Source organism: Micrococcus lylae (genome assembly GCF_900163825.1).
In the GTDB taxonomy this organism is placed as follows: domain Bacteria; phylum Actinomycetota; class Actinomycetes; order Actinomycetales; family Micrococcaceae; genus Micrococcus; species Micrococcus lylae.
This window is the reverse complement of sequence record NZ_FUKP01000030.1, coordinates 29,111-50,069: the sequence shown is the minus strand read 5'-3', so window position 1 is coordinate 50,069 and position 20,959 is coordinate 29,111. Positions and strand designations below refer to the sequence as shown.

The following is a 20,959-nucleotide window of genomic DNA, read 5'->3' as shown; positions in this document are numbered from 1 at the left end:
GACGCCCAGTGGTCAGGACGTCACCGGCTCCCGATGACCGGAGCGGCAGTAGACGCAGGCACCCAGGATGAGCAACACGACCGTGATGGCCATGCGGACATCCGCCACGTGCGGATTGAAGACCACGTTGTACGGCCACGGAACAGCGTTCAGGCTCATCACCATGCACACCAGCACAGGTGCCAGACTGCCTGCGATCGGCCCGCCCCAGGTCACAGCACAGAGGCCGATGCCCAGCCAGAGCGCCGGGTAGGTGAGGAAGAGCGTGAACTGTCCCGGTTGCGGGGGCAGCAGCAGGGACGCGGCCAGGTGCAGTGCGAACCAGACCCCACACACGGCCCCCAGCCACACGGCGCGATCGAGCCACGCGACGCGTGCCCCGGTCCGGGTCATCCACGCCGTTCGATCCACCAGGATCAGCATGAGCAGTCCGGCGAACACGGAGGCCAGGGCGACGCTGACCACCACCGTGTCGGCATGGCCGGCGATGGATGCCTGGTCTGCAGGTGCGCCGACGTCTGCCGGCAGCGCCACAGCCGTGGTGAGGGCACAGGCAAAGGGGCCGAGCGCCAGGACTCCGAGGCCGGCAGCAGAGACGCCGCGAGCATGCAGCCAGACCCGCCGCCATGGGCGGACGGTCATGAGGTGATCTCCTCCAGCATGTCCGCCGTCACCGTGCAGGTGCGGACACTCTCCGCATGTCTGGCCCAGTAGGCCTGACGCTGCTCGTCGTCCCATGAGGTGTACACGTGACTGCGCTCCTGGTTCCCCGACAATGCGAGGACCGGTTCCGGAGCCCCCTGCAGGCCCGAGACGAGCAGGTCGTCTCCGGAGTAGCCCATTCCAGTGAGCCACAGCTGCATCGCCTCCACCTGTTCGGGCACTTCACCCTGCCCGCAACCCTGAAGAAACACTGCCTCTCCGAGACCGGCGATGGTCGGCCCGACCTCCGGCAGTGCCGTGGCATCGCCGCGTCCTCCGGGGGAGGACACCACCATGACGTCCTCGGAGCGGATGCTCCAGGCGACGGCAGGCGTCATGGCGATTGCCTCTGGCTGCAGTGCATCGGGTAGCCCAGCCAGCCCCTCGTGGACCAGCGCGGCATATCGGGGAAGGCCAGCCGACGCCCAGTCAGGTGCGCATGCAGGGATGGAGGTCTCGGTGCACACGACGATGGTGGGGCGGTCGGCGATCAGGGGAGGCATGAACGGGGCTGCGGAGAGCAGTGTGGCACCCAACGCCGCCGTTCCTGCAGCCGGCGCCAGGAATCTTCGGCGGCCCGAGACCAGGAACCAGCACAGAGCGAGGACTGCTCCTGCCACGAGGCAACGCATCAGCAGCAGTGCTGGCGTCGGTCCGTTCTCTGCCCACGCCAGGCCGGTCAGGGGGAAGAGATAGGTGACCTCGGGAGCATCGACGTAGCTGCTGTAGGCCAGGTGTGCGAGGTAGCCGAGGGCGGCGGCCGCGAGGGGTGCCCAGACGCGCGGATACCTCCATCCGATGAGTGAGCCGGCGAGGCCCAGGGTGCAGACCCACGTCGCAGAGCTCAGTGCCCACACCAAAGACTGCCACCAGGGCAACGGCGCCGGAACGGGGCCCGTGAGCACTGTGCTCACCAGCAGTGCCGTGGGCAGCACCATGGCCGTCGTGCCGAAGGCATAGGCCAGATGCCACCGCAGCAGGTACCGGGTGATCTCATGACGAGGGCGGACGCTGAGCAGCCGCCGGTGTTCTTGCTGGTCCTCGGTCAACGGCATCGCAAGCCAAGCGCCGGTGGCGGCAGCCACCACCCCACCGAGCACTGCGAAGTAGTCGGAGAAGGCCACGCTCAGTGCCGGAAGCCAGCCGACCCAGGAGTGGCGGTCGCTCCAGAGAACCGCCAGGAGCACGAGCGAAGTGATGGTGACAGCCGCGCCCAGGACGCGTCCGAGGTGTCCGTGCGGGGTGGTGTTCATCGGATCCGGTCCTGGGCCGAGATGAGGTCCTTGATCGTGCGGTGCACATCGGCGCTCGCTTTGTGTGGACCGGCAAGATCGTGGACACACCCGTCGTAGACGACCCTCCCCTCGTTGAGGGCGAGGAGTTGCTGGGCGGATTCGGTGATGTCCTCGACGATGTGCGTGGACATCAGGACAGTGTGCTGCTCCGCGAGGCTGCGTACGCGGGCCAGGATGTCCTCTCGCTGCACCGGGTCCAGCCCGACGGTTGGCTCATCGAGGACGATGAATCCGGGTGACCCGACGATCGCGCAGGCGAGACCGAGCCGCCGGAGCTCTCCACCGGAGAGCGTCGTGGTCCGCCGGTCGCGAAGGGACCCGAGGTCTGCAGCGCCCAATGCGTCGTCAACTGCTCCGGGACGACCGGTGTCGATCCCGCGCAGCCAGGCGGCGTAGTCAATGGTGTCGGCGACCTTGGCGAACCGGGGGAAGCTCAGATGCTGCGGCATCCACCCGAGGTGGCGGTTGAACTCGCGGGTGCCCGCTTCCGGGCCCGAGACCATGCGCACCGACCCTGCAGCTGGGGTGAGCAACCCCACGAGGGTCAGCATGAGGGTAGATTTCCCGGCACCGTTCCGGCCGACCAAGGCGGTGACCCCGGGGGACAGGGAGAAGGAGACGTCCCGCAGGATCGTGCGCCGTCCGCGGGCCACGGTCAGGCCTTCCGCGATGACTTGAATAGTCATTGTGGCTCGTGAGGCGTTGACGTCCTAGTCAGTATATCCTGGAAGGGCCGACCGGATCCGGGCGCAGTCGCAAGTCACGAGCTGTCCGGCTCTGAATCCTGGGACCACTGCAGGTCCAAGCCAGTGCTGTGATGGTTCCGCCACGTGCGACGTTAGTAGTGGACGATGTACTTGAGGTGTATCGCGACCAGTTGGTGCCGCTACACCAGGGAGTGCTGAAGCTCTGCACGCGGCCCTGATAGTAAACGTTTCCACCCTTAGAACGAAGTGCCCCGTTGACCTTCGCGCCATTGTTGTAGGTGGTAACACGATACTGGTAGCCGCCGCCGATTGAATCGTCGAAAATAACGGAGGCGGCAGACGAAACTCCCGGCAGTGTGAGGGCTAGGGCACAGCACGCAGCGATAGAGGCAACCTTGCGTTTGATGTTCATGGGTGTTCCTTGCTCGACGAACTAGGGGGCGACAGCTACTCAGAGGTTTCCAGTGATCGTATCGGTGACATTAATGGTCATCACAGGGAGGGGCAAGTCTTCGTTCTGCCAACGACGTTGGCCGGTGACCTTCCATGCGGAAGGTCACCGGCCGACGTCGTGAAGCCCCAGGAGGAGCCGGGGGATCCGGGGCGGGGATCAGGAGTGGTGCAGCTCGGCGGAGGTGGACTCCGGGAGGATGCCGCCGAGGGACTGCCAGTGGCGCACCAGGTCCTGCCTCACGTCCGCCTGGAGGATCTCGCGGGCCTTGTCCTCGGCCTTCTCCAGCCGGGACTTGTGGCCGGACAGCGCGTTCTTCAGCGTCATGGCGCGCTGGTGCAGGCGGGTGGGGCGGTCCTCGGTGTCCCGGCCGACGGCCTGCACCTGGACGGCCACGGCCTCCTGGTTGCGGCCGGAGGCCTTGAGCTTGGACGGGGCCAGGGCGTGCTGCACGAAGCCGGCGTCCAGCATCAGGCCCTTGGAGCACTTCACGCCGTGGCGCAGGGCGATGTCCAGGTAGTCGTCGTAGTCCAGGACCATGGCGGCCCGGTGCCAGCCCTGGTCGTCGATGCGGCGGCCGTCCACGCGCTCGCGGGCACGGGCGGCGCCGACGGTGGTCTCGGCCTGGTGCACGTGGCCGCGCGGGTCGATCAGGTAGAGCATGTCTCTCCTTGCGGGGTGGGCGCGTCAGCGGAAGTTGATGAACTGCAGGTCCGCGTCCTCGAAGCCCTTGAGCAGGGCGATGGTCGCCTGCAGGTCGTCGCGGGACTTGGAGGAGACGCGCAGCTCGTCGCCCTGGATGGTGGCCTTCACCGACTTCGGGCCTTCGTCGCGGATCAGCTTGGTGATCTTCTTCGCGGTGGGCGGGTCGATGCCCTCCTTGATGGCGGCCTCGATGCGGGTCTCCTTGCCGGAGGCGAACGGCTCGCCGGCGTCCAAGGACTTCAGGGAGATGCCGCGCTTGACCAGCTTGGACTCGAAGACGTCCTTGACCGCCTTCACGCGCTCCTCGGAGTTCGCCTTCATGAGGATCTTCTCTCCGGAGAAGTCGATCTCGGCGCCGACGCCCTTGAAGTCGTAGCGCTGGGCAATCTCCTTCTGCGCCTGGTTCAGGGCGTTGGACACCTCCTGCTTGTCCACCTTGCTGACGACGTCGAACGTGGAATCGCTGGCCACGGAGTGCTCCTTCTCTCGGTGATGTCTGGGGCAGGCCGTGCTGAGCCGTCCGAACGGCGGCAGGCGGGGTTCCCGCGGCGTCCGGCACGGCGGCGCACGGCCGCATCTGCGCCCAGCCTACCGGGGCAAGGGCGGTCCTGGCCCCTCCCGGTTGGCCGCGTCCGGCACTTTGCTGTAGAGTCTTCTCTCGCCTGTTGGGAAGCGTCGATCGGCGCCGACCGCGGGTCGCACGGCAGATTACCCGAGCGGCCAAAGGGGGCTGACTGTAAATCAGCTGGCACTGCCTACGGGGGTTCGAATCCCTCATCTGCCACCGTGCTGGAAGGGCCCGGAACCGGTTCACGGTTCCGGGCCCTTCGTCATGTGCGGCCGTGGTCGCGCTCGGGCCCACCGTCATGCCCGGGCCCGCGTCGCCCGACCGCCATGCTTCGGAGCGATCGTTCGGACGTCCTCGCATTTCTCCGGTGATCGGGGGTACGCTCCACGGCGACGGCACGATTGTGCTCTGCATCACAGCGGGCGGGGGTGTCTGACGCCCACGTCACCGCTCTGCTGCGGCGTAGCCGTGCCCGTCGACCCAGCCGACGACGCCGCCAGGAGGGCACCGATGACCGAGCAGCAGTCCAACGCCGAGATGTCCTACACGTCCGGCCCCACCGATGTGGAGCTGCTGGAGCAGACGCTCGCGCAGAACCTGGATGCGACCGCCGCGGCCCACCCGGACCGCCCGGCCCTGCTCGAGTCCTCCACCGGCCGCTCCTGGACCTTCGCGCAGCTGCAGGAGGACTCCCGCACCGTGGCCAAGGCCCTCATCGCGGCCGGCTACGAGAAGGGCGACCGCATCGGCATGTGGAGCCCCAACGTGGCCGAGTGGACCACGCTGCTCTACGGCGCCGCCCGGGCCGGCGTCATCCTGGTGAACCTCAACCCGGCCTACCGGACCCACGAGCTGACCTATGTGGTGGAGCAGTGCACCATGCGCGGCCTCGTGGTCGCCTGCCCGGACGACCGTATGAACCCGCCGCGCACCGCCCGTGAGGTGGCCGCCGGCTCCGCCCCGGAGCTTCGCCAGCTCATCATGCTCCCCACCCCGGGCGAGCCGACCGAGGACTCCTACCCGCACGCCCGCCCCGGTGAGGTCCCGAGGCGCGTGGCCGAGACCCCGGTGGAGGAGAGCACCTGGACAGCCTTCCTGGCCGGTGCCGAGCGGGTCTCGGACGAGCAGCTGGCCGCCCGCGAGGCCGAGGTGGGCGCCGGAGACCCGGTGAACCTGCAGTACACCTCGGGCACCACCGGATTCCCCAAGGGCGTCACCCTGTCCCACCTGAACATCCTGAACAACGGCTTCCACATCGGCGAGCTGCTGGGCTACACCGAGCAGGACGTACTGGTGATCCCGGTGCCGTTCTTCCACTGCTTCGGCATGGTCATCGGCACCATCGCCGCCGTCTCCCACGGCACCCTGTCCGTGATCCCGTCCCGCGGCTTCGAGCCGGTGGCCGCCCTGCAGGCCGCCGCGGACACGAAGGCGACATCGCTCTACGGCGTGCCGACCATGTTCATCGCCATGCTCGCCCGTCCCGAGGCCGAGCAGCTGGATCTGTCCACCCTGCGCACCGGCGTGATGGCCGGCTCCACCTGCCCGGTGGAGGTCATGCGCCGCGTGATCGACCGCCTCCACATGTCCGAGGTGGCCATCTGCTACGGCATGACCGAGACCGCACCGGTGTCCACCATGACCCGCCGCGACGACTCCCTCGCGCGCCGCACCGAGACCGTGGGCCGCTCCATGCCGCACGTGGAAACCAAGATCATCGACCCGCTCTCCGGTGAGGTCGTCCCGCGCGGCGCCACCGGCGAGCTCTGCACCCGCGGCTACTCCGTGATGTCCGGCTATTGGGACGACGCCGAGCGCACCTCCGCCGTGCTGGACGAGGACGGCTGGATGCACACCGGCGACCTCGCCTCCATGGACGAGGACGGCTACGCCCGCATCGAGGGGCGCATCAAGGACCTCATCATCCGCGGAGGCGAGAACATCTCCCCGCGCGAGGTGGAGGAGTTCTTCTACTCCCACCCGGACATCCAGGACGTCCAGGTGGTCGGCGTCCCGGACGAGAAGTACGGTGAGCAGCTCATGGCCTGCCTGATCATGCGCGAGGGCTCCTCCCCGCTCACCGCCTCGGACCTGAAGGAGTACGCCACCGGGAAGATCGCGCACTACAAGATCCCCGCCTACGTGCAGGTGATGGACGCCTTCCCCATGACGGTCTCCGGCAAGGTCCGCAAGGTCGAGCTCCGCGCCGAGGGCACCAAGCTCGTGGAGGCCCAGAAGGCGGCTCAGCAGGGCTGACCGGGGCAGGGGAGCGGGTAGACGTCCCACACGGTGCAGAGCGCGTCCGGGCGGGCGCCGCTGATCGCGCGGTGGTACATCCAGCCCCAGGCCGAGACCCCGTTGTCGTCCGGGGGAGCGGTCGGCACGTTGCCGCGGTGGTACCAGACGCCTCCGCAGAGGATGAACTCCACCAGCTCCGCCGGGGACTCGGTGCGCGGCGGCTGGAGGCCGTCCTGCAGCACGTCCGCATTCGCCACGGCGAACGCCGACGTCGCCTCCGTGTCCAGCACCAGCCCGCAGTCCCGCTCGAACGCCTCGATCCACTCCAGCGCCTCGTCGATCCCGTCGTCCGGGCCGGCGGACTGCGCCACGATCATCACCGACGCCCGCTTGCCCGGACGCATCGTCCCGGGCGTCCCCGGGCCGTGGACACCTGCTGCTGCCGCCTCTTCCGGCGTCCTCCTCCGCCTGTGCTGCTCGATCATCGCCCCTCCGTCGGTCGCGTCTGCCGGGACGTCCCTCGGGTCGCCCGGGGAGTGCCCCTGCGGCGCCTCCGCCACCCACGCTGGCAGGGAGGGCCTTCCCGCCGTGGGGGCGCCGCCTGCCGGCGCGGCGCGTCTGTGGAGAACGACGTCGGCCGGTCGCCTGTGGAGGACCCCTCACCGTCCGCGGTGGTCCTCCGGGGCCAGCTTGGGGCCGAACCGCTCTCGGCGCTCGCCGGAGAGCCCGATCATCCGCACCAGCCGCTGCCGGTGCCCGGACCAGGGCTCCAGGAGGCGCAGCATCCCGGCGTCGTCCACGCGGCGGCCGGTGAGGACCTGCCCCACGTAGTGGGCCAGGTGGAAGTCGCCGACGGCCACCAGGTCCGCGGCGCCGTGGCTGCGCTGCAGCGCCTCGGCCACGGTCCACGCCCCGATCCCCGGCAGGGTCTGCAGCCGCCGGGCCAGCTCCGCGGTGGCCGCCGCGTCCCCGGGGCGCACCTGCCGGCTCAGCCGGTCGATGCTCTCCGCCCGCTCGGCCACCCGCAGGATGGCCTTGGACTGCGGCGGCTGCACCCAGAACCGGTGCCAGTCCCAGCTGGGCACCCGCAGCACCGCGGCCGGATCCGGCGGCAGCAGCATCCCGTGCGGCACCGGCCCCGGTGCCGGCTCGGAGACCGCGCGCACCAGCTGCCGCCAGCCGTGACGGGCCTGATCATGGGTGACCTTCTGCTCCAGCACCACGGTGATGAGCTGCTCGGCCAGGCGGCCGTGCGCCGGCAGGCGCAGGCCGGGCCGCGTCCGCCGGGCGGAGGCCACGTGGTGGGGGAGCCGCCGCCCACCGGAGGCGAGGAGGTCCTCGAAGGCGACCCAGCCGTCGTCGTGAAGCCCGAGGAGCGCCTCGGCCTCCGCCACGGCCGCCTCCGCGCCCGGCCCCCAGGCCTCCACGCGGATCGCGGACGGCCGCACCGCGGAGGCGGCCGGGCGCACCAGCAGGCTCGCCGGCACCGGCGCCCCGTCCGCGTCCACGCGGCGGGTCAGCCACACGCCCTCCGGGGCCGCCCGCACGCACGGGTCCGCGTGGCCGCGCTGGAGCACGCCCAGGGTCAGCGCCACGTCCACCGGGACGGCGGGGCGCAGCGTGCGTGACGCGTCGGGTCCGGACATGACCCCGAGAGTACTGTCGTGTCCGGGCGTGCCAGTACCGTGGACGCCGTGACTGAGAACCGAGCACCCCAGAACGAGTCCGCCCCGCGCTACGCCGAGAACGTCCTCGACCTCATCGGCCGCACCCCGCTGGTGAAGCTGAACAGCGTGACCGAGGGCATCGCGGCCACCGTCCTGGTGAAGGTGGAGTACCTCAACCCGGGCGGCTCGGTGAAGGACCGCATCGCGCTGAAGATGATCGAGGCCGCCGAGGCCGAGGGGAAGCTGCGCCCGGGCGGCACCGTGGTGGAGCCGACCTCCGGCAACACCGGCGTCGGCCTGGCGATCGTGGCCCAGCAGAAGGGCTACCGCACCGTCTTCGTCACCCCGGACAAGGTCGGCCAGGAGAAACGCGACGTCCTCGCCGCCTACGGCGCCGAGCTGGTGGTCACCCCCACCTCCGTGGACCCGCACTCGGACGAGTCCTACTACGGCGTGGCCAACCGCCTGGAGCGGGAGATCGAGGGGGCGTTCCAGCCGAACCAGTTCTTCAACCCGGCCGCCCCGGAGTCCCACTACGAGACCACCGGGCCGGAGATCTGGGAGGACACCGCCGGGACGGTCACCCACGTGGTCATCGGCGCCGGCACCGGCGGCACCATCACCGGCACCGGCCGGTACCTCAAGGAGGTCTCCGCGGACCGCCCGTCCGGCCCCGTGCGCGTCATCGGCGCGGACCCGGAAGGCTCCGTGTACTCCGGCGGCACCGGCCGCCCCTACTTCGTCGAGGGCGTCGGCGAGGACATGTGGCCGGGCAACTATGACAAGGACGTGCCGGACGAGGTCATCGCCGTGGACGACGACGCCGCCTTCGCCATGACCCGCCGCCTCGCCGCCGAGGAGGGACTCCTCGTGGGCGGCTCCTCCGGCATGGCCGTGGTGGCCGGCCTGCGCGCCGCGAAGGAGCTCGGCCCGGACGACGTCATGGTGATCGTCCTGCCGGACTCCGGCCGCGGCTACCTCGGCAAGATCTTCAACGACCCGTGGATGGACGAGCGCGGCCTGTCCTACGCCCGCCAGGAGACGATCCTCCCGGAGTGGGCGCAGGGCCGCTCCCGCTCGGCCGTGAAGGACGACGACGGCGCCGCCTCCGCCGCGCCCGTCGCCTCCTCCTCGGCTGCTCAGGGCGCCCTCGGCGCCGGCGGCGCCGGGACCCGGCCCCAGGCGGACCCGCGCTGGGAGGACGAGGTGGGGGCCGTCGTCGCGGACAAGGAGGACCTGTTCCCGGGCTCCGTCCCGACCCTGGTGACCGCCGCGCCGACCACCACCGTGGCCGAGGCGATCGCGACCATGAACCGCTACGGCGTGGACGCCCTGCCCGTGGTGGCCGAGCCGCGCCACGACCTGCGCATCGGCGAGGTCCGCGGCACCGTGACCGTCAGCGCGCTCTCCGCGGCGCTCGCGTCCGGCCGCATGGCCGCCGGGGACCCCGTGGAGGCGCTGATGGGTCCGATGCTGCCGATCGTCGGCGCGCACGCGACCGTGCGTCAGGTGGCCGAGCGCCTCCAGTGTGAGGACACCCTCCTGGTGACCCGCGGGGGAGTGGTGGCCGGGATCGTGACGCTGCACGACCTGCTGGCCTACGTCACCGCCTGAGACCGAGAGAGGATGGAGCACATGAGCGAGAACACCCAGAAGGACTCCGCCCGCGAGCAGGGCTTCGGCACCCGCGCCGTCCACGCAGGACAGCACCTGGACGAGGTCTTCGGCGCCGTGGTGCCGCCGGTGCACCTGTCCAGCACCTACGCGCCGGTGAAGATCGGCCAGCTGCGCCGCGGCTACGACTACGGCCGCGGCACCAACCCGACCCGCGACGCCCTGCAGGAGCAGCTGGCCGCGCTCGAGGCAGGCGTGGACGAGCACGGTGCGCCGCAGGCCACCGCCCTGACCTTCGCCTCCGGCCTGGCCGCCGAGACCGCGCTGATCATGGGCGCGGCCGAGCCGGGCACCACGATCGTGATGGGCAACGACGTGTACGGCGGCTCCTACCGCCTGATCACCAAGGTCCTGGCCAAGTGGGGCGTCAAGCACGCCGTGGTGGACATGGGGGACGCGGCCACGGTCGCCGCGGCCGTGGACGCCGCGAAGGCCGAGGGTCCGGTGCTGGTGTGGCTGGAGACCCCCTCCAACCCGATGATGAAGGTCTCGGACATCGGCGCGATCGCCGACGTGGCCCACGCCGCAGGCGCCCTGCTGGTGGTGGACAACACCTTCGCCACGCCGTATCTGCAGACCCCGCTGGCCCTCGGCGCGGACGTGGTGGTGCACTCCACCACCAAGTACATCGGCGGCCATTCGGACGTCATCGGCGGCGCCCTGGTGATTCCGGACGCGGACCTCGCCGAGCGCGTGAAGTTCCAGCAGTTCGCCGCCGGCGCCGTCAACGGCCCGTGGGACGCCTACCTGACCACCCGCGGCCTGAAGACCCTGGGCGTGCGCATGGACCGCCACGCCGCCAACGCCCAGGCCGTGGCCGAATGGCTGGAGGGCCGCCCCGGCGTGGAACGCGTGCTCTACCCGGGCCTGGCCGACCACCCCGGCCACGAGCTGGCCGCCCGCCAGATGCGCGGCTTCGGAGGCATGGTGTCCGTGCAGTTCACCGGCGGCGCGGCCGCGGCCAAGCAGGTGGCCGAGTCCACCCGCCTGTTCCAGCTGGCCGAGTCGCTCGGCGGCATTGAGTCCCTGATGAACTACCCGGCAGAGATGACACACGCCTCCGTGGCCGGCACCGAGCTGGCTGTCCCGGACAACCTCGTGCGCCTGTCCGTGGGCATCGAGGACGCCGCCGACCTGATCGACGACCTGGACCGGGCCATCTCCGCACTCTGACCGGGCTGTCTGGGCACTCTCCCTGGGCTGCCCGGGCACTCTGTCCGGGCTGCCCGGGCTGCCGGCGCCCTTCGCCCGGGCTGCTGGCGCCCTTCGCCCGGGCTGCTGGCGCCCTTCGCCCGGGCTGCCGGCGCCCTTCGCCCGGGCTGCCTGCGCCCTTCGCCCGGGCTGCTGGCGCCCTTCGCCCGGGCTGCTGGCGCCCTTCGCCCGGGCTGCCTGCGCCCCGTTCGGAACCCCGGGGCCACCGAGGCCTCGATCCGATCCGGAGCATGCCTCGCGTGCTCCGGATCGGAACGAGCGCTGGGGGATCGGAACGAGCGCTGGGGGATCGGAACGAGTGCCGGGGAACCGGATCGAGCGCCGGGGGATCGGAACGAGCGCTGGGGGATCGGATCGAGCGCTCGGGAATCATCCTTCCTCGCTACGGTGGAGGGCATGAGCACCCTCGCCTTCACCAATGCACACATCGTCCCGATCGAGACCGAGCCGTTCGACGGCACCCTCGTGGTCGAGGACGGGAAGATCACCGCGCTCGGCCCGGACGTGCCGGTCCCGGCCGGCGCCGAGACCGTCGACTGCCAGGGCCAGTGGCTGCTGCCCGGCTTCGTGGACGCCCACGTGCACCTGGGCATGCATGCCGAGGGGGAGGTCGGCTCCACCGCGGACGTGAATGAGATGACCGACCCGGTGATGGCCGGCGTCCGCGCCCTCGACGCCGTGGACCCCAACGAGCCCGGCTTCCGGGACGCGCTCGCCGGCGGCGTCACCACCGTGAACGTCAACCCGGGCTCCGGCAACCCGATCGGCGGGCAGGCTGTGGCCATGCACACCCACGGCCGCACCGTGGACGAGATGGTCCTGCGCAGCCCCGCCGGGGTGAAGTCCGCCCTCGGCGAGAACCCGAAGAACGTCTACAAGGAGAAGAACCGCACCCCCTCCACCCGCCTGGGCACCGCCTACGTCATCCGCAAGGCCTTCATGGAGGCCCAGGGTTACATGGCCCGCCGCGCCGAGGCCGAGGAGTCCGGCAAGCCGTTCGCCAAGGACCCCCACATGGAGGCCCTCGCCCTGGTGCTGGAGAAGAAGATCCCGTGGCGCCAGCACTGCCACCGCACCGACGACGTGGCCACCGCCCTGCGCCTGGCCGACGAGTTCGGCTACGACCTCGTCCTGGACCACGGCACCGAGGCCCACCCGATCGCCGACACCCTCGCCGAGCGGAACATCCCCGTGCTGATCGGCCCGCTGTTCACCACCAAGTCCAAGCCGGAGCTGCGCGGCCGCTCCCTGCGCAACCCGGGCCGTCTGGCCCGCGCGGGCGTGGAGATCAGCATCATCACCGACCACCCGGTCATCCCGATCGACTTCCTCGTCTACCAGGCCGCCCTGGCCGTGAAGGAGGGCCTGGACCGGGAGACCGCGCTGCGTTCGATCACCATCAACCCGGCGAAGGTCCTCGGCCTGGACGAGCGCCTCGGGTCACTGGCCGAGGGCAAGGACGCGGATCTGGTCCTGTGGTCCGGTGACCCGCTGGACGTCATGCAGCGCGCCCGTCGGGTGTGGATCGGCGGCCGTCAGGTCATGGAGTACGACGACGTCACGCACGCCCCGCAGATCGCCGCGGCCCGTCCCCCGCTCGACTGAGCCGGCTCCGCCTCGCCCTGCCGTCGGCGACGGGTCCTCACCGGCCCCGGCGACGGACGCACCCAGGGTGCGGTGCCGTCGTCGGAAAGCAGGTGCAGACGCAGGGCGGGGTCCGCCGCCAATACGGCGACCCCGCCCTTCGTCCGTGCGTGGGGGAGAGGTCAGCGGACGACGCGGTCGGCAGCGCGTTCGGCGGCCCGGGCCGTCTTGCCCTTGCGCAGACGGGACTTGACCGGAGGCAGCCAGACGAGCACGGCGCCGATGATGAACAGGGCCGTCATGATCAGCAGCAGCGCGTTGCCGCGCACCAGCGACGGCACGCCCACCAGCACGGCCAGGGTGGTGAGCGTGTTCACGGCGGACGCCCGCCGGCGGTAGAGGGCGATGGTGCCCCACAGGGTGAACAGGCCGATCACGGCGACGAATCCGGCCAGGGCGAACTGGCCCGTGGCGCCGCCGAGCACGCCGACGGACTCGATGCCCGTGGTGAGGTCCACGACCGGGCCGCCCTCGCGCTGGGCGCGCAGGCCGTTGAACAGGAACACCGCGGCCAGGCCGAAGATGATGAGCGTGGCCGCCGTCCACCACTTGCGAGCCAGGCCCAGCAGCGGATGGACGCGGCCGGCCTCGAGCTCGTCGCGCTCGTCCAGGGCGCGCTCCTTGGCCGCATGGCGTTCGGCCAGGCGCGTCTCGTCCGCCTGACGCTCCTGCACGCGGCGCTCGGCGAGGCGCTCGTTGTCTGCCCGCTGCTGCTCACGGAAGGCGCGGGCGGCGCGTCCGGCGGCGCGGGCGAAACGGTGGTCGTTGGTGTTCTCTGCCACGGAATCGAGCCTAACGGGTGTCCGGTCCGGTGCGGGCGCATAGACTGGGGACTCCGGTTCCGGACTCTCCCCCTGTGATGAGTGAGCGTGGACGCGTGATGCCACGCCGGTGTGCGCTGATAAGGGCGCAGATGTGTTGAGAGGCGACGAACGTCGTCGCCGTGGGGGTACGTGCCGATCTGACCGGCCGACCTTGTTTCCACCCCAGCAGCGCAGCGCCGCACCGACTCCGAGACGCGACCGGAGCGGGCCCGGCGTCCGCCTGCGCGTCCCCACACAGAGGAGACCGCCATGACGCACACCCCGAACACCCCGCTCGACGACGAGGTCCGCCCGGACCAGACCGCCGCCGAAACCGTCGAGGACTCCGGCGCAGCGGATGCCGCTGCCGAGGCCGTCCCGGCCGATGAGCCGGAGGGCACGTCCTTCATCGACCTCGGCCTGGACGCCCGTGTGCTCTCCGCGATCGAGGAGCTGGGCTACACCGCCCCGTCCCCGATCCAGGAGCAGACCATCCCGCTGATCCTGGAGGGCCGAGACGTGGTCGGCCTGGCACAGACCGGCACCGGCAAGACCGGTGCCTTCGCCCTGCCGGTGCTGTCCCGCCTGGCCGAGTCCGCCGACGTGAACGGCCGCGCCGACGCCCCGCAGGTGCTCGTGCTCGCCCCGACCCGCGAGCTGGCCCTCCAGGTGGCCGACGCCTTCGACACCTACGCCCAGCAGATCGACGACGTCTCCGTGCTCGCCGTCTACGGCGGCTCCCCGTACGGCCCGCAGCTGGCCGGCCTGCGCCGCGGCGCCCAGGTGGTCGTCGGCACCCCGGGCCGCGTGATCGACCACCTCGAGCGCGGCTCCCTGGACCTGTCCCAGCTGCAGACCCTCGTGCTGGACGAGGCGGACGAGATGCTGCGCATGGGCTTCGCCGAGGAGGTGGACCGCATCCTCGCCTCCACTCCGGAGACGAAGCAGACCGCCCTGTTCTCCGCCACCATGCCGCCGGCCATTCGCCGCATCTCCGCGCAGTACCTGAACGACCCGCAGGAGGTGGCGGTGGCCCGTCAGGCCACCACCTCCGCGACCATCCGCCAGCGCTGCCTCATCGTGGGCCACCAGTGGAAGCTCGAGGCGTTCACCCGGATCCTGGAGACCGAGGAGCACGACGGCGTCATCGCGTTCGTCCGCACCCGTGCCGGCACCGAGGACCTCACCCGCCGCCTGAACGAGCGCGGCTTCAAGGCGGTGGCCATCTCCGGCGACATCGCGCAGAAACAGCGCGAGAAGACCGTGGAGGACCTCAAGGCCGGCCGCGTGGACATCCTCGTGGCCACCGACGTGGCCGCCCGCGGTCTGGACGTGGAGCGCATCTCCCTGGTGGTCAACTACGACGTCCCGCACGACTCCGAGTCCTATGTGCACCGCATCGGCCGCACCGGCCGCGCGGGCCGCTCCGGCGACGCCGTCCTGTTCATCACGCCGCGCGAGCGCTACCTGCTGCGCTCGATCGAGAAGACCACCCGCAAGCCGGTGGAGGAGATGCAGCTGCCCTCGATCGCCCAGGTGAACGAGGCCCGCAAGGCCCGCTTCGCCGACCGCATCACCGCCACCCTCGAGACCGCCGCGGACGAGGACCTCGCGGTGTTCCGGGACATGGTGGTGGACTACGTGGAGCGGAACGAGGCCGAGCCGGACCGTGTGGCCGCCGCCATCGCGATGATGGTCCAGGACGGCCGCCCGCTGCTGGCCGAGGAGCCGGACCTGCCGCCGTTCGGGGGCAAGGGCCGCCGTGACCGGGACCGCGGAGACCGTCCGGAGCGCGGCGAGCGCGACGGCCGAGGCTCCCGCGGCCCGCGCCGCGAGCCGGCGGCCGGCAACGCGACCTACTGGGTGGGCGTGGGCCACAACGACCGCGTGAAGCCGGGCCACCTCGTGGGCGCCCTGGCCAACGAGGTCGGCCTGCCCGGCAACGCCATCGGCGCCATCGACCTGCGCGGCAACCACGCGCTCGTCGAGCTGCCGAAGGACCTCACCCCGGAGCAGCTGGAGGCCGGCGCCCGGGCCGAGGTCAACGGCCGGCCCCTGGGCCTGCGCCTGGACACCGGCCGTCCGACCCGCGCCGAGCGCGCGGAAAGGCACGACGACGGCCCGCGCCGCCGCCACGGCGGTCCCCGTGGCGGCCGTGGCCGCCAGGACCGGTTCGACCGCGGTGACCGCGGCGGACGCGTCGATCGTGCCGAACGCGACGAGCGCCGGGGTCGCGGCGAGCGCGAGGAGGGGAGCGACGACGGCCGTCACCCTTCAGCCCGCAGGAACCGTGAGGACAATCACACCGGGAAGAAGCCCCGCTGGAGTGCGGACCGGCGCCGCGAGCGGGGTGCCGGCGACGGCCGGGACGGCCGCGGCCGCGGCGATGACTCGTGGGGTCGCGACGGCGGCCGCCGCGGCGGAGCCGACCACGGCAAGCGCGGTGGAAGCCGCGGCAGGTTCGGCTCTGACAAGGGCGGACGCGGTGGATTCGGCGGCAGCAAGGGTGGACGCGGCTCCGGTCCGAAGCGCTTCGGCCGCCGCCCGCAGCGCTGATCGTGCGTTGATCGGAATCCGGCCGGGCGGGGCCGTCAGGACCGTCCGCCGGGACGCCGCAGGCGATTTGGAACTCTGCGCAGCGCGCTGATAGAGTTTCATCTCGTTGCCCCGATAGCTCAGTGGTAGAGCGCCATCTTGGTAAGATGGAGGTCCCGGGATCGATTCCCGGTCGGGGCTCTGACATGGGAGCCCGTTCTTTCGGCACATATCCGCTGGAAGCACGGGCGTTCTCATGTCGTGGCGGCGTAGCTCAGCTGGTTAGAGCGCACGACTCATAATCGTGAGGTCGGGGGATCGAGTCCCCCCGCCGCTACCGCATCGGAGAGGGTCCGGCCGACAGGCCGGGCCCTCTCGTCGTCTCGGGGCCTCTCGCGGTGGCCCGGGCTTTCGTGGTCTACGAGCGTCTTGGGGCCGGTTCCGGTGCTGAGGCACCCGCCCGGGCACCCCCCCGGTCGCGCTCCCGGACGTCCTGCCGCGGCGGCACCCCGGGCGCAGCGCCGGTCGCCCTGCCGCGCCGGCCGGTGCCTCGTAGACTCGTGGGCATGCCCTCTTCCCAGCAGCACCGTCCGCAGTCCACCGGCATGGCCGGCATGTGGGACAACGGCTCGCACCTCTACCGCCGCCTTGTCCTGACCGGCTCGGCCCTGTTCCTCGTGGGCATCGTCCTGGCGGTCGTCGGCGCCCTGACCGAGCGGCTGCCGCTGTCCTGGACCGCGCTGGCGATCCTCGGTGCGGGCGTCCTCTGCCACCTCACCGCGCAGACGGTGCGGTTCCGGGACGCCGCCCGCAACCGTGCGGCCCGCGACGTCGCACGGAACGGTGGCGCGCGCGGTTCCCGCCGGTAGGCTGAATCAGCGCCCGCGAACCGTCAGACGAGGAGGAGCGCATGAGCGTCAACCCCGAGGCCGCCGGCCGGCAGTACCCGCCGGCCGAGCCCTACCAGGTGTCCCGTGAGGTGATCCGCGGATTCGCCGCCGCCGTGCAGGCCACGCACCCGGCCCACCACGACGTCGAGGCCGCCCGCGCCCTCGGCCACGCGGACCTGGTGGCCCCGCCGACCTTCGCCGTGGTCGTCGCCCAGCGCGCGGAGGCCGCGGTGGTGGAGGATCCGGAGGTCGGCATCGACTTCTCCCGTGTGGTCCACGCTGAGGAGCGCTTCACCCACACCCGTCCGCTGACCGCGGGGGACGAGGTCACCGCCACGGTGTCCATCGCCTCCGTGAAGCAGCTCGGCGGCAATTCCATGGTCACCACCGTCACCGAGATCGTGGACGGTGCCGGTGCCCCGCTGAGCACCGTGACCTCCACCCTGCTGGTCCGTGCGGACGACGAGGAGGCCGACGCATGAGCACCGAGAACACCGCTGCGCACGCCCAGGCCGTCCCGGCCCCGCAGCTCGAGGGCCTGGAGAAGGGCGCCGTGATCGGCACCCGCACTGTGCACCTGACCCGCGCGGACCTGGTCCGCTACGCCGGCGCGTCCGGAGACCTGAACCCGATCCACTGGTCCGAGTCCTTCGCCACGTCCGTGGGCCTGCCGGGCGTGATCGCCCACGGCATGCTCACCATGGGCACCGCGGTGCAGCTGGTCACCGACTGGGTCGGCGACCCGGCCCGGGTGGTGGACTACCAGACCCGTTTCACCGCCATGGTCCCGGTCGAGGACACCACCGGTCGGCTCGCGGAGGACGGTTCCTGCGTCCCCGGCGCCGTCCTGCAGGTCACCGGCAAGGTCGGCAAGGTCGACCCGGAGGCCGGGACCGCCCGCATCGACCTGGCGGTCACCGTCACCAGCAGCGACGACGCCCGCGCGCTCACCAAGGCGCAGGCCGTCGTCGCCCTGCCGAAGGGAGAGGCCGCGTGAGCGAGCCGACCACCAGCCGCCGCCTGGCGGACCACACCACCACCGGCGTCGGCGGTGCGGCCAGGAACTGGGTCCGCGCCGAGACCGAGGCGCAGGCCGTCCAGGCCATCACCGCCGCGGACGCCGCGGGGGAGGCCCTGTTCGTCCTGGGCGGAGGCTCCAACACCCTGATGGCGGACGCCGGCTTCGACGGCACCGTGGTGCAGATGGCCTTCACCGGCATCGAGGTCCTCTCCGGGGACGCGGATGCCGGTGCCGAGGGCACCGCCGTGGTCGTGCGCATCGCCGCAGGCCACGTGTGGGATGACGCCGTCGCCTGGTCCGTGCAGCACGAGCTGGCGGGCATCGAGGCCCTGTCCGGCATCCCGGGATCGGCCGGCGCCACCCCGGTGCAGAACGTCGGCGCCTACGGCGCGGACATCTCCCAGGTGCTGCGCTCCGTCCGGGCCCTGGACCGCGAGTGCGGGCAGGTCGTGGAGCTCGGCGCCGAGGACCTGCGCTTCGGCTACCGCGACTCCATCATCAAGCGCTCCATGACCGCCGGCGGCGCCCCGTCCCCGCGCTGGATCGTGCTGTCCATCGACCTGGAGCTGCTGCGTGCCGCCCACGGCGCCGAGGCCACGGCCCCGGTCCGCTACGGCCAGCTCGCCAAGGCCCTGGACGTGGAGGAGGGCACCCACGCCCCGCTGGCGACCGTGCGCGAGAACGTGCTGGCACTGCGCGGCTCCAAGGGCATGGTGTCCGACCCCGCGGACCGGGACACCTGGTCCACCGGTTCCTACTTCACCAATCCGATCGTCCCGGCCTCCGTGCGCGCCCGCCTGCCGGAGGGAGCCCCGGCGTTCGGCGTCGGCCACGCAGAGGACGGCACCGAACTGGTCAAGCTCTCCGCCGCCTGGCTGATCGACCACGCCGGATTCAAGAAGGGCTTCGGCCTGCCGGACGTCGTCCCGGGTGAGGGCGAGGTGGACGGCCGCGGCGCGGACGGGCGGGGCCTGGCCGGCGGCCGTGCCTCCCTGTCCACGAAGCACACCCTGGCGATCACCAACCGCGGGGACGCCTCCACCGAGGACATCCTCACGATCGCCCGCACCGTTCGGGACGGTGTGAAGGAGCGCTTCGGCGTCGAGCTGCACGCCGAACCGATGATCATCGGCACCTCCCTCTGAACCCCCGCCCTGCGCCGAACCAGAAGCTTCGGCTGCTTCGACCGTGCTTGAAGGGGCCAGAGTCTCTGGTTCGGCGAGCCAGAGGGTTTGGTGGGTTCAGCGTCGCCTGAAGGGGCCAGAGTCTCTGGTTCGGCGAGCCAGAGGGTTCGGCGCCTACGGCGTACCCGCGACGACGGCCGGTCGCCTTCCGCGGAAGGTGACCGGCCGTCGTCGTCCCTTCGGATGGACGCTCCGGTGCGGGGAGCGTCAGAGGTTGCCGGTGGCGATCATCAGCATGCGGCGCAGCGGCTCGGCGGCACCCCACAGGAGCTGGTCGCCCACGGTGAAGGCGGACAGGTACTCGGGGCCCATGGTGAGCTTGCGGAGGCGTCCCACGGGGATCCGGAGCGTGCCGGTGGCCGCGACCGGGGTCAGCTCGGCCACGGTGGACTCCTTGTCGTTCGGGACGACGCTGGCCCACTCGGTGCCCTCGGCGATGATCTGCTCGATCTCGTCCAGCGGGACGTCCTTCGTGAGCTTCAGGGTGAGGGCCTGGGAGTGCGAGCGCATGGCGCCCACGCGCACGCAGAGGGAGTCGAAGGGGATGCGATCCGCGCCGGTGCGGCCGAGGACCTTGTTGGTCTCGTCGTAGGCCTTGAGCTCCTCGCGGGAGGTGCCGTTGCCCAGGTCCGAGTCGATCCAGGGAATGAGCGAGCCGCCGAGCGGGACACCGAACTGGCTGGCGTCCAGGCGGCCGGAGCGCTGCAGCTCGATCACCTTCCGGTCGATCTCGAGGATCGCGGAGGCCGGGTCCTCCAGCTCTCCGGCGACCTCGCCGTGCAGGGCGCCGAACTGGTTCAGCAGTTCGCGCATGTGGCGGGCGCCCCCGCCGGAGGCCGCCTGGTAGGTCATGGCCGTGCCCCACTCCACGAGGCCGGCGGTGAACAGGCCGCCCAGGCCCATGAGCATGCAGGAGACGGTGCAGTTGCCGCCCACGAAGTCCTTGGTGCCCGCCTCCAGGGCGGCGTCGACCACGGAACGGTTCACCGGGTCCAGGACGATCATCGCGTCGTCCTCCATGCGGAGGGTGGAGGCCGCGTCGATCCAGAGGCCGTCCCAGCCGGCGGCGCGGAGCGTGCCGTGCACGGCCTTGGTGTAGTCGCCGCCCTGGGTGCTGACGATGATCGGCAGGGCCTTGAGCGCCTCGACGTCATAGGCGTCCTTGAGGGTGCCGGGGTCCCCGTCCATGCCGGCGAAGGCCGGGGCGGTGCCGCCGGCGTTCGACGTGGAGAAGAAGACCGGGTGGATGCGGGCGAAGTCGCCCTCCTCACCCATGCGTTGCATGAGGACGGATCCCACCATGCCGCGCCAGCCCACCAGGCCCACGGCGGGCAGGGCGGCGGCATCGGCGGGGGCTGCGGCGGTCTGTGCGTGGACGGTCATGCCTCCACCGTATCCGTCAGTCCCGCGGGCGGCGTCGGCGCGTCCACACGATAAGACCGCCGATGGCGAAGGCCTGGGTGAGGACCAGCAGGAACACCAGGCCGCCGAGGATGTGGCCCTGGACCACGAGGATCAGGCCGAAGACGGCGGAGACGAGCGCCAGGATCGGGAAGGCGATCAGCGCGAGGAAGGACAGCATGTCCTTGTCGAAGAACGGCTTGGGGTCGTTCTGGGAGGTCGGGGTGGGGCTCATGGATGCTCCTTCTCGACGGGGTGCACG

19 protein-coding genes and 3 tRNA genes are annotated in these 20,959 nt (G+C 71.3%); 12 read left to right on the top strand and 10 right to left on the bottom strand.

Translation table 11 applies throughout. The features are described 5' to 3' along the window. Nucleotides 1-12: 12 nt before the first annotated feature. The 5 genes from FM125_RS04890 to FM125_RS04870 all read right to left on the bottom strand — a co-directional run bounded on the left by FM125_RS04890 (nt 13) and on the right by FM125_RS04870 (nt 4,331). Nucleotides 13-642, bottom strand: a complete 630-nt coding sequence (locus tag FM125_RS04890; protein ID WP_087133820.1) for a hypothetical protein — start codon at nt 640-642, stop codon at nt 13-15. Then, nucleotides 639-1,955, bottom strand: coding sequence for a hypothetical protein (locus FM125_RS04885; RefSeq protein WP_087133819.1), 1,317 nt, complete (start codon nt 1,953-1,955; stop codon nt 639-641). Before FM125_RS04885 ends, FM125_RS04890 begins: the two co-directional genes overlap by 4 nt. Continuing rightward, nucleotides 1,952-2,683: an ABC transporter ATP-binding protein gene (locus FM125_RS04880; protein WP_087133818.1), complete on the bottom strand. Its 732-nt coding sequence runs from the start codon at nt 2,681-2,683 to the stop codon at nt 1,952-1,954. The genes FM125_RS04885 and FM125_RS04880 overlap by 4 nt, the downstream gene beginning before the upstream one ends. 631 nt (nt 2,684-3,314) lie before the next feature. Continuing rightward, nucleotides 3,315-3,818: a hypothetical protein gene (locus FM125_RS04875; RefSeq protein ID WP_087133817.1), complete on the bottom strand. Its 504-nt coding sequence runs from the start codon at nt 3,816-3,818 to the stop codon at nt 3,315-3,317. A 24-nt stretch (nt 3,819-3,842) separates the two neighbouring features. Further along, the gene (locus FM125_RS04870) at nt 3,843-4,331 is read right to left on the bottom strand and encodes a YajQ family cyclic di-GMP-binding protein (RefSeq protein WP_087133816.1); all 489 of its coding nucleotides are present in this window, start codon (nt 4,329-4,331) and stop codon (nt 3,843-3,845) included. Nucleotides 4,332-4,562: 231 nt separating this feature from the next. Between FM125_RS04870 and FM125_RS04865 the strand changes: the two genes are divergently transcribed. Then, nucleotides 4,563-4,644: transfer RNA gene (locus FM125_RS04865), tRNA-Tyr, on the top strand. 294 nt (nt 4,645-4,938) lie between these two features. Continuing rightward, entirely contained in the window at nt 4,939-6,684 is a 1,746-nt protein-coding gene (locus FM125_RS04860; protein ID WP_067188532.1) for an AMP-binding protein, read from the top strand. On the opposite strand, the gene FM125_RS04855 is transcribed toward FM125_RS04860, so the two are convergent. Then, entirely contained in the window at nt 6,672-7,151 is a 480-nt protein-coding gene (locus tag FM125_RS04855; protein WP_082739496.1) for a hypothetical protein, read from the bottom strand. The two genes, FM125_RS04860 and FM125_RS04855, sit on opposite strands and share 13 nt — an antisense overlap. Before the next feature lie 174 nt (nt 7,152-7,325). Beyond that, nucleotides 7,326-8,312 (bottom strand): DNA-3-methyladenine glycosylase family protein, encoded by a 987-nt coding sequence (locus tag FM125_RS04850; RefSeq protein ID WP_067188528.1) that lies wholly within the window; start codon nt 8,310-8,312, stop codon nt 7,326-7,328. A gap of 48 nt (nt 8,313-8,360) precedes the next feature. On the opposite strand from FM125_RS04850, the gene FM125_RS04845 reads away from it, so the two are divergent. From FM125_RS04845 to FM125_RS04835, 3 genes are all read left to right on the top strand, one after another. Beyond that, entirely contained in the window at nt 8,361-9,947 is a 1,587-nt protein-coding gene (locus tag FM125_RS04845) for a pyridoxal-phosphate dependent enzyme (protein WP_067188526.1), read from the top strand. Nucleotides 9,948-9,968: 21 nt separating this feature from the next. Next, nucleotides 9,969-11,180: a cystathionine gamma-synthase gene (locus FM125_RS04840; protein WP_087133815.1), complete on the top strand. Its 1,212-nt coding sequence runs from the start codon at nt 9,969-9,971 to the stop codon at nt 11,178-11,180. Between the two features lie 435 nt (nt 11,181-11,615). Next, nucleotides 11,616-12,824, top strand: coding sequence for an amidohydrolase (locus tag FM125_RS04835; protein WP_070638564.1), 1,209 nt, complete (start codon nt 11,616-11,618; stop codon nt 12,822-12,824). A gap of 161 nt (nt 12,825-12,985) precedes the next feature. Here the strand turns inward: FM125_RS04835 and FM125_RS04830 are convergent, their stop codons facing one another. After that, nucleotides 12,986-13,645: a hypothetical protein gene (locus FM125_RS04830; protein WP_067188520.1), complete on the bottom strand. Its 660-nt coding sequence runs from the start codon at nt 13,643-13,645 to the stop codon at nt 12,986-12,988. Between the two features lie 291 nt (nt 13,646-13,936). Between FM125_RS04830 and FM125_RS04825 the strand changes: the two genes are divergently transcribed. The 7 genes from FM125_RS04825 (at nt 13,937) to FM125_RS04795 (ending at nt 19,257) form a co-directional block, all read left to right on the top strand. Beyond that, on the top strand, nt 13,937-16,222 hold the full coding sequence (locus FM125_RS04825) for a DEAD/DEAH box helicase (RefSeq protein WP_087133814.1): 2,286 nt from the start codon (nt 13,937-13,939) through the stop codon (nt 16,220-16,222). A gap of 108 nt (nt 16,223-16,330) precedes the next feature. Continuing rightward, nucleotides 16,331-16,402 (top strand) — tRNA-Thr (locus FM125_RS04820). Nucleotides 16,403-16,464: 62 nt separating this feature from the next. After that, nucleotides 16,465-16,538, top strand: a tRNA-Met gene (locus tag FM125_RS04815). Nucleotides 16,539-16,767: 229 nt separating this feature from the next. Beyond that, nucleotides 16,768-17,070, top strand: a complete 303-nt coding sequence (locus tag FM125_RS04810; protein ID WP_087133813.1) for a hypothetical protein — start codon at nt 16,768-16,770, stop codon at nt 17,068-17,070. 41 nt (nt 17,071-17,111) lie between these two features. Further along, entirely contained in the window at nt 17,112-17,573 is a 462-nt protein-coding gene (locus FM125_RS04805) for an FAS1-like dehydratase domain-containing protein (protein WP_067188515.1), read from the top strand. Further along, nucleotides 17,570-18,088 (top strand): MaoC/PaaZ C-terminal domain-containing protein, encoded by a 519-nt coding sequence (locus FM125_RS04800; protein WP_087133812.1) that lies wholly within the window; start codon nt 17,570-17,572, stop codon nt 18,086-18,088. The genes FM125_RS04805 and FM125_RS04800 overlap by 4 nt, the downstream gene beginning before the upstream one ends. Next, nucleotides 18,085-19,257 carry a UDP-N-acetylmuramate dehydrogenase gene (locus FM125_RS04795; RefSeq protein ID WP_087133811.1) on the top strand — a complete coding sequence of 391 codons (1,173 nt, stop codon included), beginning with the start codon at nt 18,085-18,087 and terminating at the stop codon, nt 19,255-19,257. Before FM125_RS04800 ends, FM125_RS04795 begins: the two co-directional genes overlap by 4 nt. A gap of 246 nt (nt 19,258-19,503) precedes the next feature. Here the strand turns inward: FM125_RS04795 and asd are convergent, their stop codons facing one another. Next, nucleotides 19,504-20,679, bottom strand: a complete 1,176-nt coding sequence (asd, locus tag FM125_RS04790) for an aspartate-semialdehyde dehydrogenase (protein WP_087133810.1) — start codon at nt 20,677-20,679, stop codon at nt 19,504-19,506. Nucleotides 20,680-20,695: 16 nt separating this feature from the next. After that, nucleotides 20,696-20,932, bottom strand: a complete 237-nt coding sequence (locus FM125_RS04785) for an NF038396 family protein (RefSeq protein WP_067188506.1) — start codon at nt 20,930-20,932, stop codon at nt 20,696-20,698. Nucleotides 20,933-20,959: the final 27 nt, after the last annotated feature.

Excerpts from the sequence above, each read along its gene's own strand:
- FM125_RS04890 (WP_087133820.1), bottom strand. The coding sequence starts at position 642 with ATGACCGTCCGCCCATGGCGGCGGGTCTGGCTGCATGCTCGCGGCGTC.
- FM125_RS04885 (WP_087133819.1), bottom strand. The coding sequence starts at position 1,955 with ATGAACACCACCCCGCACGGACACCTCGGACGCGTCCTGGGCGCGGCT.
- FM125_RS04880 (WP_087133818.1), bottom strand. The coding sequence starts at position 2,683 with ATGACTATTCAAGTCATCGCGGAAGGCCTGACCGTGGCCCGCGGACGG.
- FM125_RS04875 (WP_087133817.1), bottom strand. The coding sequence starts at position 3,818 with ATGCTCTACCTGATCGACCCGCGCGGCCACGTGCACCAGGCCGAGACC.
- FM125_RS04860 (WP_067188532.1), top strand. The coding sequence starts at position 4,939 with ATGACCGAGCAGCAGTCCAACGCCGAGATGTCCTACACGTCCGGCCCC.
- FM125_RS04855 (WP_082739496.1), bottom strand. The coding sequence starts at position 7,151 with ATGATCGAGCAGCACAGGCGGAGGAGGACGCCGGAAGAGGCGGCAGCA.
- FM125_RS04850 (WP_067188528.1), bottom strand. The coding sequence starts at position 8,312 with ATGTCCGGACCCGACGCGTCACGCACGCTGCGCCCCGCCGTCCCGGTG.
- FM125_RS04840 (WP_087133815.1), top strand. The coding sequence starts at position 9,969 with ATGAGCGAGAACACCCAGAAGGACTCCGCCCGCGAGCAGGGCTTCGGC.
- FM125_RS04835 (WP_070638564.1), top strand. The coding sequence starts at position 11,616 with ATGAGCACCCTCGCCTTCACCAATGCACACATCGTCCCGATCGAGACC.
- FM125_RS04825 (WP_087133814.1), top strand. The coding sequence starts at position 13,937 with ATGACGCACACCCCGAACACCCCGCTCGACGACGAGGTCCGCCCGGAC.
- FM125_RS04810 (WP_087133813.1), top strand. The coding sequence starts at position 16,768 with ATGCCCTCTTCCCAGCAGCACCGTCCGCAGTCCACCGGCATGGCCGGC.
- FM125_RS04805 (WP_067188515.1), top strand. The coding sequence starts at position 17,112 with ATGAGCGTCAACCCCGAGGCCGCCGGCCGGCAGTACCCGCCGGCCGAG.
- FM125_RS04800 (WP_087133812.1), top strand. The coding sequence starts at position 17,570 with ATGAGCACCGAGAACACCGCTGCGCACGCCCAGGCCGTCCCGGCCCCG.
- asd (WP_087133810.1), bottom strand. The coding sequence starts at position 20,679 with ATGACCGTCCACGCACAGACCGCCGCAGCCCCCGCCGATGCCGCCGCC.
- FM125_RS04785 (WP_067188506.1), bottom strand. The coding sequence starts at position 20,932 with ATGAGCCCCACCCCGACCTCCCAGAACGACCCCAAGCCGTTCTTCGAC.